12 protein-coding genes are annotated in these 12,599 nt (G+C 65.0%); 6 read left to right on the top strand and 6 right to left on the bottom strand.

The genetic code is table 11. The features are described from left to right. Positions 1–4 precede the first annotated feature (4 nt). Positions 5–340: a CPCC family cysteine-rich protein gene (locus IB274_RS29800; protein WP_192430371.1), complete on the bottom strand. Its 336-nt coding sequence runs from the start codon at positions 338–340 to the stop codon at positions 5–7. Beyond that, positions 340–2,400 carry a S9 family peptidase gene (locus IB274_RS01625; RefSeq protein WP_192430370.1) on the bottom strand — a complete coding sequence of 687 codons (2,061 nt, stop codon included), beginning with the start codon at positions 2,398–2,400 and terminating at the stop codon, positions 340–342. Before IB274_RS01625 ends, IB274_RS29800 begins: the two co-directional genes overlap by 1 nt. A 99-nt stretch (positions 2,401–2,499) precedes the next feature. Here IB274_RS01625 and IB274_RS01620 point away from each other — a divergent pair, with 99 nt between their 5' ends. From IB274_RS01620 to IB274_RS01605, 4 genes are all read left to right on the top strand, one after another. Next, on the top strand, positions 2,500–2,970 hold the full coding sequence (locus tag IB274_RS01620; protein WP_017518502.1) for a hypothetical protein: 471 nt from the start codon (positions 2,500–2,502) through the stop codon (positions 2,968–2,970). A 64-nt stretch (positions 2,971–3,034) separates the two neighbouring features. After that, a complete protein-coding gene (locus tag IB274_RS01615) occupies positions 3,035–3,481 on the top strand; it encodes an HIT family protein (protein WP_192430369.1) in 447 nt (148 codons plus the stop codon). Positions 3,482–3,484: 3 nt separating this feature from the next. Beyond that, the gene (locus tag IB274_RS01610; RefSeq protein ID WP_192430368.1) at positions 3,485–4,258 is read left to right on the top strand and encodes a class II glutamine amidotransferase; all 774 of its coding nucleotides are present in this window, start codon (positions 3,485–3,487) and stop codon (positions 4,256–4,258) included. A 90-nt stretch (positions 4,259–4,348) separates the two neighbouring features. Continuing rightward, entirely contained in the window at positions 4,349–4,873 is a 525-nt protein-coding gene (locus IB274_RS01605; protein WP_045212366.1) for a DUF2937 family protein, read from the top strand. A gap of 101 nt (positions 4,874–4,974) precedes the next feature. Here IB274_RS01605 and aceK read toward each other — a convergent pair whose 3' ends face one another. Then, on the bottom strand, positions 4,975–6,723 hold the full coding sequence (gene aceK / locus IB274_RS01600) for a bifunctional isocitrate dehydrogenase kinase/phosphatase (protein ID WP_192430367.1): 1,749 nt from the start codon (positions 6,721–6,723) through the stop codon (positions 4,975–4,977). A 176-nt stretch (positions 6,724–6,899) separates the two neighbouring features. Here aceK and IB274_RS01595 point away from each other — a divergent pair, with 176 nt between their 5' ends. Continuing rightward, the gene (locus tag IB274_RS01595) at positions 6,900–7,397 is read left to right on the top strand and encodes a GNAT family N-acetyltransferase (RefSeq protein WP_192430366.1); all 498 of its coding nucleotides are present in this window, start codon (positions 6,900–6,902) and stop codon (positions 7,395–7,397) included. A gap of 85 nt (positions 7,398–7,482) precedes the next feature. Then, entirely contained in the window at positions 7,483–8,388 is a 906-nt protein-coding gene (locus IB274_RS01590; protein ID WP_192430365.1) for a DMT family transporter, read from the top strand. A gap of 189 nt (positions 8,389–8,577) precedes the next feature. Here IB274_RS01590 and IB274_RS01585 read toward each other — a convergent pair whose 3' ends face one another. The 3 genes from IB274_RS01585 to cysK all read right to left on the bottom strand — a co-directional run bounded on the left by IB274_RS01585 (position 8,578) and on the right by cysK (position 12,382). Continuing rightward, complete coding sequence (locus tag IB274_RS01585; RefSeq protein WP_192430364.1) at positions 8,578–9,480, bottom strand: DMT family transporter; 903 nt, start codon at positions 9,478–9,480, stop codon at positions 8,578–8,580. Between the two features lie 621 nt (positions 9,481–10,101). Continuing rightward, positions 10,102–11,196: a polyamine ABC transporter substrate-binding protein gene (locus IB274_RS01580; RefSeq protein WP_081520319.1), complete on the bottom strand. Its 1,095-nt coding sequence runs from the start codon at positions 11,194–11,196 to the stop codon at positions 10,102–10,104. A 211-nt stretch (positions 11,197–11,407) separates the two neighbouring features. After that, positions 11,408–12,382, bottom strand: a complete 975-nt coding sequence (cysK, locus tag IB274_RS01575) for a cysteine synthase A (RefSeq protein ID WP_192430363.1) — start codon at positions 12,380–12,382, stop codon at positions 11,408–11,410. Positions 12,383–12,599 lie beyond the last annotated feature (217 nt).

Genomic DNA, 12,599 nt, shown 5'->3' with positions numbered 1-12,599 from the left:
CGCGTCAGCCGCGCAGCCAGTAGCAGGCTTCTTCGCCGGCCAGCGGCGCTTCCTCGTCCGGCAGCTCCACGCGCTTTTCCCAAAGCGGGAACCAGCGGTCATCCTTTACCTCATCGATGGTCGCCGGGCGCACCTGGGCGCGCAGGCGCCGTTCGCAGGCACCCCATTGCACGAAGTTGACCTGCGCTTCGATCAGGCTCACCGCATTGGCGCCGCCGCGTGCGTCGGGGAAGCAGAGCTGCAGGTGATCGTCTTCCCAGAAGCAGATTTCGCAGATTTCGTACGACCCCGGAGGGTCGCCGAAACTGAAGTAGCCGCAGCACGGGCAGGTGTAGAGCATCAGGCGTTGCCTTCGATGCCCAGCACCTTGAACAGGAAGGCGTACTCCAGCGCCACGTCCTTCAGGCCTTGGTAGCGGCCGCTCATGCCGCCGTGGCCGGCGCCCAGGTCGGTCTTGAGCAGCAGCAGGTGCTCGTCGGTCTTGCTGACGCGCAACTTGGCCACCCACTTCGCGGCTTCCCAGTACTGCACGCGGCTGTCGTTGTAGCCGGCGACCACCAGCAGGGCGGGGTAGTCCTGCGCGCTGACGTTCTCATAGGGCGCGTAGGCGCGGATGCGGGCGTAGACGTCCGGCTCCTGCGGGTTGCCCCACTCGTCGTACTCGGTGACGGTCAGCGGCAGGTCGGGGTTGAGCATGCTGTTGAGCACGTCGACGAAGGGCACTTCGGCGATGGCTGCGGCGAACAGCTGCGGGCGCTGGTTGAGCACCGCACCGATCAGCAGGCCGCCGGCGCTGCCGCCGCTGATCGCCAGCTGCGCCGCGGTGCTGTAGCCGTGGCTGAGCAGGTGTTCGGCACAGGCGATGAAGTCGCTGAAGGTGTTCTGCTTGTGCTCCAGCTTGCCGGCGCGGTACCAGGCTTCGCCCAACTCGCCGCCGCCACGCACGTGGGCGATGGCGAAGACGAAGCCGCGCTCCAACAGGCTCAGGCGGGCGTGGGAGAACCAGGGGTCGAGGCTCTCGCCGTAGGCGCCGTAGCCATAGAGGTAGAGCGGCGCGGGCTTGCCACGGGCGATGTCTTCCAGTACCTCGCGGCGGCCGACCAGGCTGATCGGCACCTGCACGCCGTCAGGCGCATCGGCCCAGAGACGGCGGCTTTCGTAGGCGTCGGCGTCGAACGGACCTTCAACCGGGGTCTGCTTGAGGACTTTCTGTTCGCCGCTGGAGAGGTCCAGCTGGCGAATCTGCGCCGGTCGGTTGAGCGCTTCGTAGCGCAGGCGGATCACCGCGCTGTCGAATTCCAGGCTGTCCTGCACGTAGAGGTTGTAGGCGGCGTCCGGCAGGTCGACTCGGTGCGTCGGCTTGCCGTGCGGGTGCACTTCGACGATTGGCAGGCCGCCTTCGCGCAGGCTCAGGGTCAGGGCGCTGGCGCTCAGGGTCAGGCCTTCGAGCATCACGTCGTCGCGGTGCGCCACCAGCTCGAACCAGTGCGCGCGGGTCGGCTGCGCTTCGCTTGCATGGTAGAGGGCGAAGTTGATGCCGGTCTGGTTGCTGCGGATCAGCCAGGCCCAGTCATCGTTCAGACGGCCGTGGTCCGGATAGTACTCGTGGCCTTCTTCGCGCGGCGCCAGGCAGACGAACTCGCCCTCGGGCTTACTGGCGTCCAGCACCCAGGCTTCGCTGGTGGTCTTGCTGTTCAGCAGCAGAATCAGTTGGCGCTCGGAGCTGGCGCGGTAGCAGTTGAGGAAGAAGCGCCCGTCGGGCTCCTCGAAGATCAGCTGCGCGCCGCTCTCGCCCAGACGGTGGCGATAGAGCTTGTGCGGGCGGTGGGTGTCGTCCAGCTCACCGAAGAACAGGGTGCGGTTGTCGTTGGCCCAGGTGAGGCTGCCATCGCAGTCGTCGAAGGGCAGGGTGGTGACGCTGCCGTCAGCCAATTCCTTCACGTAGAGGGTGTAGATCTCGTCCCCGCTGGTATCCAGGCTGTAGGCCAGCTTCGAATGATCGGGGCTGATGCTGAAGGTACCGACCGACAGGAAGCCGTCGCCGGCCAGCTCGTTCGGGTCTAGCAGCAACTGCTCGGCGCTCTCCTCGACAGTCAGCGAACCATCGGCCGGGCGCGGGCTGCGGTAGTGGCGCGGGTACTCGTCGCCAGCGGTGGTGCGCTGGTAGTAGAGCCAGGGCCCCCAAGGCGTGGGCAGCGACAGGTCGGTCTCGCGGATCCGGCCCTTGATCTCCTGGAACAGGGTTTCGCGCAGTTTCGTCTGAGGATGAAGTCGATCTTCCAGGTAGGCATTTTCTGCTTTCAGGTAGTCGAGGACGTCCTCGGCGTCCCGGTTTTCCAGCCAGGCGTAGGGATCGGCGGCGGCCTCGCGGCGGGCGATGGGGGGCTGTCGGTCGGTCATGGCGATTCCTCGGGGACGGCATGGATGACGCCCGGCTGCGCACCCATGGGGAAAAGCAGCTATCATACGCACCCCTCTGTCGACACCGCACGCACGCGCATGAACGAACACGATTACACGCTTGCCTGGGGCGCCTATATCGCCGCCGGCCTTGGCCTGACCCTGGTCTGGTTTCTGATGACCGGCTGGATGTGGCGCTGGCTGCGCGAACCCCTGCGGGTGATCGTCATCGTCCTGCTGTTCACCCCGACCCCGGTGGACCCGGCGAACAACCTGTACGCCCCGGCGATCGCCATCACCGCGCTGGACGTGGTGTTCAAGGTCGGCAACAACGCCTGGCGCGCCGTCTCCGACCTCGCCCTGGTGCTGCTCGCCGCGTTCGGCCTGTACCTGCTGTTCGTGCTGATCCGCTGGCCGCTGGAGCGTTCGCTGAAGAAGCGCCGCCAGGACAAGGAAGCGGAAGACGAGCCGACCCTGCGCCAGCTGATGCAGCCTGAGCTGGTCGAGGGCGTGGACGCCCACCCAAGCGAGCGCCGCGACAACCGCGCGCGGATCGAACCGCGCCTGTAGACCGACCTTGCGTCCTGCCCCGCACGCGTCCAGCATGAACTGAACGGCCTTTCGAGGAGTTCCCATGGACTGCGTGTTCTGTGCCATCGCGGCCGGTCGCGTGCCGGCCCGTATCCTCTACGAAGACGATCATTTCATCGTGCTGCTGGACATCTACCCGCTGCGCCCCGCGCACCTGCTGCTGCTGGCTCGCGAGCACGCGACCTTCCTGCACCAACTCTCCGAAGCGGCGCAGCAGGACCTGATCCCGTTGGCCGAGCGCATGGAGCGCGTGCTGCGCCGTGCCGGCTACGGGCGGGTCGGCATCAACTTGCTGGTCAACGACGGCCCCGCGGCCAACCAGCACGTCGAACATTTTCATCTGCACCTTATCCCGCGTGAGCTGAACGACCTGCCGGCCCTGCTGCTGCGCGCGCTCACGCGGTTCCTGCCGCTGGGGCGGAAAAGGATGCAGAATCGCCTGGAGCGCGAGCTGCATCAGCTGCGCGAGGCACTGATGGAGGAGAACTGATTCATGTGCGAGTTGCTCGGCATGAGCGCCAACGTCCCGACGGACATCGTATTCAGCTTCACCGGGCTGATGCAGCGCGGCGGCGGCACCGGCCCGCACCGCGACGGCTGGGGTATCGCCTTCTATGAAGGGCGCGGTGTGCGGCTGTTCCAGGACCCGTCCGCCAGCGTCGATTCGGAAGTCGCGCGGCTGGTGCAGCGCTATCCGATCAAGAGCGAGGCGGTGATCGGCCACATCCGCCAGGCCAACGTCGGCAAGGTCTGCCTGTCCAACACCCACCCGTTCGTGCGCGAAATGGGCGGGCGCTACTGGACCTTCGCCCACAACGGCCAGCTCGCCGACTTCCATCCCGAATCCGGTCTGTACCGCGCGGTGGGCGACACCGACAGCGAAGCGGCCTTCTGCGACCTGCTCAACCGCGTGCGCCGTGCCTTCCCCGAGCCCGTGCCGGTGGAGGTGCTGCTGCCCACCCTGGTCACCGCCTGCGCCTCCTATCGCGAGAAGGGCGTGTTCAACTGCCTGCTCAGCGATGGCGACTGGCTGTTCACCTTCTGCAGCACCAAGCTGGCCTGGATCACCCGCCGCGCGCCATTCGGCCCGGCACGCCTGCGTGATGCCGACGTGACAGTGGACTTCCAGTCGGAAACCACACCCAACGATGTGGTCACGGTGATCGCCACCGAGCCGCTGACCGACAACGAAAACTGGACCCTGATGCAAGGTGGCGAATGGATGCTCTGGTGGCGTGGCGAGATCGTCACCCAGGGGCGCATCTGATCGGGACGTGAAGCATTCCCGGAATGCCGGTGCGGCAAACGGGAGAATCCGGCGTCGCCTTGCACATCCATAAGAACGAAGGGGAAAAGAATGTTGCGCAGCTACGTACGCATGGTGCTGTTTGCACTGGGGCTGATGGTCGCCGTCCAGGTGCCGGGCTTCATCAAGGATTACGCACAACGCGTCGACGCCCATCGCATCGAGGCTACCCAAGCGCTGCAGGGCTTCAAGGACACATCGGGGCAGTTCTTCAAGGGCGACCTGAGTGCCCTGGTGGCACATTACCGCGGTAGTGCCGACCCGGTATTCCAGCGTGATGCGGACAACATCGAGCGTCTGATGCGCCGTGCCCAGCTGTTCGAGAACGAGTGGCAGGCCCTGCAGGGCTCCTGGTACCAGCGCGCACTGCACATGGTCACGGCCCCGAACCACGAGCTGCTGCAGGAAACCTACGAGAACTACCGCTACCAGGTGGTGCTGGAGCCCGAGGCTATTGGCTGGGCGCTGGCCGGCGGGCTGCTGCTGGCGTGGATCGCCGAGGTGCTGATGGCTTCGCTGGCAGCTTTGGTCGGCCTGGGAGACAACCGCCGCGCTTCGCGTCGGCACTGGAACTGAACCTCGACGGCTCTTCGTAGGAGCGAGCTTGCTCGCGAACCGGTATCAGCCCGACGTGTCGATGTCAGGTGGGATGCCGTTGTTCGCGAGCAAGCTCGCTCCTACAGGTTGGCCTGACGCCCCAATGCTTCCTCCGGCGATTCGTGGCGGCGGTAGGGGAACACGTCGATCACTTTCCCCGCGCGAATCTGCTCCTGCAGTCCCTTCCAGTAGTCCGCGTCGAACAGGTTGCCGTGCAGCTTGGCGAACTGCCGGCGCAGCTTCAGGTCGACGAACAGGAAGCGCGGGAACTCCTCGGGGAATACATCCATCGGCCCCACCGAGTACCAGGGCTCGGAGGACATCTCGTCTTCCTCGTAGCGCGCCGGCGGGATGTGCCGGAAGTGCACTTCGGTGAGGTAGCAGATTTCGTCGTAGTCGTAGAACACCACGCGGCCATGACGGGTGACGCCGAAGTTCTTCAGCAGCATGTCGCCGGGGAAGATGTTCGCCGCCGCCAGTTGCTTGATCGCCAGCCCGTAGTCCTTCAGCGCTTCCTCCACCTGCGCCGGCGTGGCGTGCTCCAGATAGATGTTCAGCGGGGTCATGCGGCGTTCGGTCCAGCAGTGGCGGATCAGCACCACATCGCCCTCCAGCATCACGGTGGAGGGCGCGACGTCCAGCAGTTCGGCGAGGCAGTCGGGGTCGAACTTGCGCACCGGGAAGCGGAAGTCGGCGAACTGCTGGGTGTCGGCCAGGCGCCCGACGCGGTCGTGGTTCTTCACCAGCTGGTACTTCTGGATCACCGTGGCGTGGTCCACGGTCTTGGCCGGGTTGAAGTTGTCCTTGATGATCTTGAACACGGTGTTGAAGCCCGGCAGGGTGAACACGCTCATGACCATGCCGCGCACGCCAGGGGCCATGACGAAGCGGTCGTCGGTGGTCGCCAGGTGATTGATCAGTGCGCGGTAGAACTCGCTCTTGCCTTGCTTGTAGAAACCGATGGAGGTGTACAGCTCGGCGATGTGCTTGCCCGGCAGCAGACGCTTGAGGAAGGCGACCATCTCCGCCGGCACCGGCGCGTCGACCATGAAGTAGGAGCGGGTGAAGGAGAAGATGATCGAGACTTCCGCCTCATCGGTGATCACCGTGTCGAACTGGATGCCGCGCCCTTCGTGGTGCACCAGCGGGAACACCAGCGGCCACTGCTCTTCCGGGGTGAACAGGCGGCCCACCAGGTAGGCGCCCTTGTTGCGGTAGAACACCGAGCCGATCAGTTCGATGGTCAGGGTCGGGTCCTTGCACACCCAGTCCGGCAGGTTGGCGTGCAGCAGGCTGTCCATGCGCTGCAGGTCGCGCTCGCGGTCGTCGTAGTCCACGGCGAAACGGTAGTCGTCGAAGATGCTTTCCAGCGCCTGGCGCAGCTTGCCGCCGGGGCGGTAAATGCGGGTGTGCGGGTCGCGCGAATGAGCGCGCAGCGAGGGCCGGGTGGTGTGTACGAACATCGTGCCGTCGCTGATGTTGTCGTGGCTGAACAGGCCGCAGAAGATCGAGTTGAACCAGGTTTCCGCCAGTTCGTCGTCCAGCCGCGGGTCGATCAGGGTGATGTAGGCGCTCTTGGCTATGGGCCAGCGCTCCACGTCCACCAGATCGATGCCGGCCATCGCGCGGGTCAGTCTGCCCACGGTCTCGGCAACCATTTCCTCGTACAGTTCGATGCGTTCGGCGGAGGCGCGCTGCGCCTCTTGCCACTGCGCCTGTTCGAAACGCGCGGGTGCTCCGGCGGTGATCTGGTGGAACTTCGCGCGGTAGTCGTCGAAGCCTTCGAGGATCAGGGTGGCGATCTCGGTCGCCGGCCAGTGCTGAGCCATGGGAGCGCCTCTGCTGGGTTCTGGTGCAGCGAGCTTAGCCATGGGGAACGGTGAGGGAAAGGGCGATTTCGCTGGAGGATCGTGGCGCTTTCCCGTGAAATTAACGCGTATGCTGGCCGGCCGCGCTCTTGGATAAAGAGCCCTGGAAAAGTCCATCGGAAAGGAGCTGGCACACAATGGAAGACTTTCGCATCGAGCGTTGTACCGAGCAGCACATCAACGGTCTCGCGGCCCTCTACAACGATCCGGCGGTCGCCCGCCAGGTGCTGCAGATGCCGCACCAGGCGCCGGAGCTGTGGCGCAAACGACTGGTGCTGGATGACGAGCGCCGCGTCACGCTGATGGCAATGCACCAGGACCAGGTGATCGGCAGTGCCAGCCTCGAACAGTTCCCCCGCGTGCGTCGTAGCCAATGCGGCAGCATCGGCATGGGTGTCGCCGTAGCCTGGCAGGGGCGGGGAGTTGGCACGCGACTGCTGGCTGAACTGATGGAAGTGGCCGACAACTGGATGGGCCTGCGTCGCGTCGAGCTGACCGTCTACACCGACAATGCGCCGGCCGTCGCGCTGTACCGCAAGTTCGGTTTCGAGGTGGAAGGAACGCTGCGCGAATTCGCCCTACGCGACGGTATTTACGCCGACGTGCTGAGCATGGCCCGCCTGCGCCGCCTCTGACGGTGGACTTTGAAAGTCAGCTATGGATGGATGGTGTCTGCCGCCGGCGTAGGCTGATGGCTTACCTGCCCTGGAGCTTTTCGCGATGAATCCCGCTGCTCTGCTGAATATGTTCGGGCTGGCCGCCATCTGGGGTGCCAGCTTCCTGTTCATGCGCCAACTGGTGCCTGCCATTGGCGTGATGCCAACGGCGTTCTTCCGTGTCGTGTTGTCGGCAGTCGGGCTGGTCGTGATCATGCTGGCCCTGCGCACCCGCTGGGATTTTCGCGGCAAACTCATGCGCATTCTGCTGATCGGCGTGATCGCCTCCGGTATCCCGGTCCTGATGTACAGCCTGGCGGCGCAGTTTTTGCCGGCGGGGTATTCGGCGATCTTCAACGCCACCACGCCGCTGATGGGCGTGCTGATCGGTTCGCTGTTCTTCGGTGAGGCGCTTACCGGCGGCAAGGCGCTCGGCGTGCTGCTGGGGTTGGCCGGCGTAGCGGTGCTGACCCGCGCCGGCCCCGTGCCCTTCGACTCCCAGGTGCTCTGGGGCGCCGCCGCCTGCCTGGTGGCGACGACCTGCTACGGTTTTGCCGGCTATTTCACCAAGCGCTGGATCAACGACCAGGGCGGCCTGGACTTCGCCGTCTCTGCCCTGGGCAGCCAGACGGGCGCAACCCTGTGTCTGCTGCCGTTCTTCTTCGGCACCAGCCTGGACATGCCGCTCGCGCCGCTGGCTGAGCCGAAGATCCTGCTGGCGCTGGCTGGCTTGGGCTTCCTCTGCACGTCCTTCGCCTATGTCCTGTACTTCCGCCTGTTGGCCAGCATCGGCCCGCTGAAGACCATGACGGTGACCTTCCTGATTCCGCCGTTTGGCGTGTTCTGGGGCGTGCTGCTGCTGGATGAATCGCTGTCCTGGGCGCACTTGCAGGGTGGCGTGCTGATTGCCCTGGCGCTATGGCTGGTGCTGCGTCCGGCGCCGCAGCCGAAGATAGAGGCGGCGGGGTGAGAGCCTGAAATCGTTTGATTTCAGCGCAACGGGTTGCCCTCACTTTAGCCCTCTCCCGGAGGGAGAGGGGACTGTCCTCTGCCTCCGGAGAGCGTCGAGCTATCCTCATACTCCGAACTGCTTGCTCTCCCTTCGGAGCGGGGCGCTTAGCCAGGGCTGGGGAGAGGGAGCAAGCTCCACGCAGGACTGTCAGTTATCCACAGCCTTCACCGCCCCGGCGTCCCTTGCCGGAGCTGCCTGGCGGAACACCAGCATCAACCCCACCACGATAAGCCCCATGCCCAGCAGGCCGAGGGCGGACAGGCGATTCCCGAACACCGCGTAGTCCATCAGTGCCGTAACCGCCGGCACCAGGTAGAACAGGCTGGTGACATTGACCAGGTTGCCCGCCGCGATCATCCGGTACAGCAGCACGGTGGCCAGCACCGAGACCATCAGGCCCATCCACAGCGCACTGAGGATGAACGCGGCGTTCCACTCCACGTGCAGCGGCTGGAAGGGCGCGACGGCGACGCACAGCACCAGCCCGGCGAGGTATTGCAGGGGCAGGGTGCCCAGCGGGTTCTCGCGGATGTTCTTCTGCAGGATCGAGCCGCCGGTGATCGACAGCAACGCCAGCAGGCAGCAGGCCAGGCCGGCAATGGTCAGGCCCGACAGTCCGATGCTCTGGTAGACCACCATCACCAGCCCGATCAGCCCCAGCGCGAGGCCGCCCAGTCGCGGCGCTGAATGCCGGCGTTCGAGCAGGAAACTGGTCAGCATCGGCTGCACGCCCAGAACGGTGGCGATGACGCCGGGGGTGACGTGCAGGTCCAGCGCCATCAGGTAGAAGATCGGGTAGATGCCCAGCATCACCAGGCCGGTGAGCACGGCGTGGCGCACCTGCTTGCGCTCGCGCGGCCAGCGCAGGCCGATCAGCGGCGAGAGGATCAGCAGCGCCACCAGCGCGGTGCCGAAGCGGGCGATGAGGAAGACCATCGGCGAAGCATGGGCCAGGCCCCACTTGCTGATGATGGCGGCGCTGCTCCACAGCAGCACGAACAGGGAGGTGCTGGCCAGGGTGGCCAAGGAGGAACGGTTGAGCGAAATCATGCAATGCACCTGTCGTCAGGCAGATCACGACCGGCCACCAATGGGCCGGACACATACCGGGAGCCGCGTCAGTCGAGCGCGGAAAACCAGGCGATGGAAAACGCGTGTGGCGTCAGAAGCTCACGCCGGGTGGCGGATAGGCCGCACCGGGAGGCGGAGGCGACGCGACAGCGACGACAGGAGGCGGAGGAGGGCAGGCCGCGCCCGCACCCGCGCCGCAGGCCGGGGAGGCTGCAACGTTGATTGCCGGATCGGGCAATGGGTATCGGGACATTGAAGGCGAACCTGTTCAGTGGGGCAGCTACCGGGCTGCGTGGACTGACTATAGCGGCCCGCATCGCCGCTGGCGAGCCCTGCGCAAGTCGTGCGGCAAAGTGCGATTCCTGCGACAAAATTGCTTGCGCAGGCAGGATGCTCGTGGGCTGGTGCCTTTCGTAAGAGCGAGCTTGCTCGCGAACCGATTTCGTCGCGGGCCCCGTTCGCGAGCAAGCTCGCTCCTACAGGAAGCTTGCCGCCTGCATCTCTCATGCGAACAGGCGTTGTCTGCGAAATCCGGCTCGGTGCAAGCGACAGAAACGACAACGCGCGGCCGGGCCGCGCGTTGTCAGGCAAGGGTGACGCTTACTTGCCGGTCTTGATGGTGTTCCAGGTACGGGTACGTACGCGGTCGATCTTCATCGGCATGGATTCGAGGGCAAACAGCTTGGCCATCTTGTCCTGCGGCGGATAGATCGCCGGGTCCGCCTTGATTGCCTTGTCCACCAGCGGGTCGGCAGCCAGGTTGCCGTTGGCGTAGTGCACGTAGTTGCTCACGCCTGCCATCACTTCCGGGCGCAGCAGGTAGTTCATGAAGGCGTAAGCAGCTTTCTCATCCGGCGCGTCGTTGGGCATGGCGACCATGTCGAACCACAGCGGCGAGCCTTCTTTCGGGGTGGAGTACTGGATTTCCACGCCGTTCTTGGCTTCCTTGGCGCGGGTAGCGGCCTGCAGGATGTCGCCGGAGAAGCCGACGGCCACGCAGATCTCGCCGTTGGCCAGGTCGCTGACATACTTGGAGGAGTGGAAGTAGCGGATGTACGGACGCACCTTGAGCAGCGCTTCCTCGGCCTTCTTGTAGTCATCCAGCTTCTGGCTGTGATGCGGCAGGCCCAGGTAGTTCAGGGTGATCGGCAGCAGCTCCGGGCCGTTGTCCAGCACCGCTACGCCGCACTTGGCCAGCTTCTCCATGTACTCGGGCTTGAAGAAGATGTCCCAGGAGTCGATCGGCGCGTTGTCGCCCAGCACTTCCTTGATCTTCGCCGGGTTGTAGCCGATGCCGGTGGTGCCCCACAGGTAGGGGAAGCCGTGCTCGTTACCCGGGTCGTTCACTTCCAGCGCTTTCATCAGCACCGGGTTGAGGTTCTTCCAGTTCGGCAGCTGGCTCTTGTCCAGCTTCTTCAGCGCGCCGGCCTGGATCTGCTTGGCCATGAAGTGGTTCGACGGCACCACGATGTCGTAACCGGATTTGCCGGTCATCAGCTTGCCATCGAGGGTCTCGTTGCTGTCGTAGACGTCGTAGGTCGCCTGGATGCCGGTTTCCTTGGTGAAGGTCGGCACGGTGTCCGGGGCGATGTAGTCGGACCAGTTGTAGATCTTCACGTTATCGGCCTGGGCGGCGCCGGCAGCAACGGAGAGGGAGAGTGCAAGGGTGGAGAGCAACGGGGCGGAAATTTTCATTCTTGTGTTCCTGACAACGGTGCGGAAAGCCCGGGCCATCCGCGAAAGATGGGCGACGCTTCGTCGCGGGCTGCGCAAGAATTAACCATTTTGCCGGAACATGGCGAGGGGCCATGGCTGCCTGCGGGTCCGCAGACAGCGCACGTGACCTGAGCCGCACCGATTCGGAACGGCAGGTAGGAAACCGCCCCGCAGAGGGGTGGAATAGAGCTTACTGGACCAGTTCCTGGTCCTCGAACAGGCCGTCGAAGAGCATGGTGGACAGGTAGCGCTCGCCCGAGTCCGGCAGCACCACGACGATGGTCTTGCCCTGCATGTTCGGCTCTTCGGCGAGCTTCACGGCGGCGGCCATGGCGGCGCCGCTGGAGATGCCGCAGAGGATGCCTTCTTCCTGCATCAGGCGCAGGGCCATGTTCTTGGCGTCCTCGTCGGCGATGGTGGCGACGCGGTCGACCAGCGACAGGTCGAGGTTCTTCGGAACGAAGCCGGCGCCGATGCCCTGGATCTTGTGCGGGCTGGGCTTGATCTCTTCGCCGGCCAGCGCCTGGCTGATTACCGGCGAGGAGATCGGCTCCACGGCCACCGAGAGGATCGGCTTGCCCTTGGTGTTCTTGATGTAGCGCGATACACCGGTGATGGTGCCGCCGGTGCCGACGCCGGCCACCAGCACGTCAACCGCGCCATCGGTGTCGTTCCAGATTTCCGGGCCGGTGGTCTTCTCGTGGATCGCCGGATTGGCCGGGTTGTCGAACTGCGCCGGCATGAAGTACTTCTCCGGGTCGCTGGCGAGGATTTCCTCGGCCTTGGCAATGGCGCCCTTCATGCCCTTGGCCGGTTCGGTCAGGACGATCTCGGCGCCCAGTGCCTTGAGCACCTTGCGGCGTTCCAGGCTCATGGAGGAGGGCATGGTGAGGATCAGCTTGTAGCCACGGGCGGCGGCGACGAAGGCAAGGCCGATGCCGGTGTTGCCGGAGGTCGGCTCGACGATGGTCATGCCCGACTTCAGGCGGCCGCCGGACTCGGCATCCCAGATCATGTTGGCGCCGATCCGGCACTTCACCGAGTAGCCCGGGTTGCGCCCTTCGATCTTGGCCAGGATGGTGACGCCGCGCGGGGCGATGCGGTTGATCTGGACCAGCGGCGTATTGCCGATGGACTGCGCGTTGTCTGCGTAGATGCGGCTCATGATGAGAGTCCTTGTCGCTCGAAGGTGATCAGAAAGCCTATTCCCAGCCCGCCTTCCAGTCCAGACGCAGAACCGGCATAAGGATGGGCGCGGCGCCGCCGGAGTCGGGCTCCACTGGAAACCGCAGGCCGTCGCCGATGCCGTGCGTGGCTGGACCGAGGGTGACTGGGCATTCAGTGACTGAATGCCCGTCCTGCGTTCACAGTCGAGCGCCATG

The sequence above is a fragment of the Pseudomonas sp. PDM18 genome (assembly GCF_014852585.1).
Classification (GTDB): Bacteria; Pseudomonadota; Gammaproteobacteria; order Pseudomonadales; family Pseudomonadaceae; genus Pseudomonas.
The sequence above is the reverse complement of the archived record's forward strand: the minus strand, read 5'-3'. Positions and strand labels throughout refer to the sequence as shown.